Raw genomic sequence first — 1,624 nt, 5'->3', positions numbered from 1 at the left:
GTTACCACGATCGGTCTCGATATCGCCAAGCATGTTTTTAACGCGCACGGCGCCGATGCGACCGGTCGAGCTGTGTTCAGTCGCAGGATCACGCGCGGAAAGCTGCTCGACTTCTTCGCGGCACATCCGCGCTGCTTGGTGGCGCTGGAGGCGTGCGGTGGTGCACATCATTGGGCTCGCGAGCTGCGGGCGATGGGACATGAGGTCCGACTGATCCCACCTGCGTACGTCAAGCCGTTTGTAAAGCGGCACAAGAACGATGCGGTGGATGCGGAGGCGATCTGCGAGGCGGCACAGCGGCCGAGCATGCGCTTCGTCGCGGTGAAGACCGAGGAACAGCAGGCAGCCGCGCTGGTGTTCCGCACGCGCGACTTGGCGGTCAAGCAGCGCACTCAGCTCGGCAACGCGATCCGCGGTCACTTGGCCGAATATGGCTGGGTTGCACCCAAAGGTGCGGCTCACCTTGCGATGCTGGCGGATCTGCTTGATGGCGGCGAGATCGGGGGAACACTGCCGGAGGCGGCACGACCGATGTTTTCGATGATGATCGAGAGGCTGGCCGAACTCGACAAACGAGTAGCAGCCCTCGACAAGGAAATCGCGCGCCGGGCTCGCGAGGACGAGGTGGCGCGCCAATTGATGACTATTCCCGGCATCGGTCCGATTACCGCAACCGCCATTGCTGCCATCGCGCCACTAGCCGAGAAATTCGCCAAGGGGCGCGACTTTGCTGCGTGGCTTGGGCTCGTGCCAAAACAAGCCTCGATGGGCGGCAAACAGAAGCTTGGTGCGATCTCGCGGATGGGTGAGCGAACATTGCGGCGCCTGTTGATCATCGGCAGCCGAGATAGACTGTGTTCCACAGGATGATGGCCGAGACGATGAGGTTGAGGCCGGAGGCGCGGTGTCGCTGGTTCTCGAAGGTGCGGTCGCGAAGCTCGCCGAGCCGGTTGAAGAAGACCGCGCGGGCGAGCACGTTGCGGGCCTCGCCCTTGTTGAGGTTGGCGTTGGTGCGGCGACGCAGATCGGCATCGTCGAGCCAGTCGAGCATGAACAGGGTGCGCTCCACCCGCCCGATCTCGCGCAACGCGCGGGCGACCGGATTTTGGCGCGGATAGCCGGCAAGCTTGCGCAGCATCACCGATGCGCGGACGGTGCCGGCCCGGATCGAGGCGGCAAGCCGCAGCGTCTCGTTCCAGTCCTCCTCGATGGCGCGGAGGTTCACCGGACCGGCGACGAGCGGACGAAGTGTCGGCCAAGGTGTCAGGTCACTCATGGCATAGAGGCGGCGTTAGCCAAGGTCGCGGATGCGGGGTGCGAAGCGGAAGCCGAGCAGGTGGCACAGGCCGAAGACGTGATCGACGGCGCCGGCGGTATCGGTCGCATGTTCGCGGATCGCGATGCCGCTTTCATGGTCGAGTAGCCCGTCAATGACGTGCGAAGCCTCGCCGGTATTGGGGGCAATGACCTTGCTGTGGAAGGGCGCATAACGGTCGGAGACATGGGTGTAGAACAGCACGCCCGGCTCGCTGCCGTAGCGGGCGTTGTGGTCGGCGCGCGCCTCACCTCGTCCGCCCGCACGGAAGAACTGCCCGTCCGACGACGAGGTGTCGCCCAGTCCCCA

The 1,624-nt window shown here is 64.8% G+C and carries 2 pseudogenes; one reads left to right on the top strand and one right to left on the bottom strand.

Annotated features, from left to right (window positions below):
* A pseudogene (locus EJC47_RS20830) lies at positions 1-843 on the top strand (IS110 family transposase); the annotation flags it as partial.
* 1 nt (position 844) lies between these two features.
* Here the strand turns inward: EJC47_RS20830 and EJC47_RS20825 are convergent.
* Positions 845-1,624: pseudogene (locus tag EJC47_RS20825) on the bottom strand (Tn3 family transposase); the annotation flags it as partial.

The sequence above is a fragment of the Sphingomonas sp. TF3 genome (assembly GCF_003985085.1).
Taxonomy (GTDB): Bacteria; Pseudomonadota; Alphaproteobacteria; order Sphingomonadales; family Sphingomonadaceae; genus Sphingomonas.
Note: the sequence above shows the minus strand (reverse complement) of the source record. Positions and strands in the feature narration are given on the sequence as shown.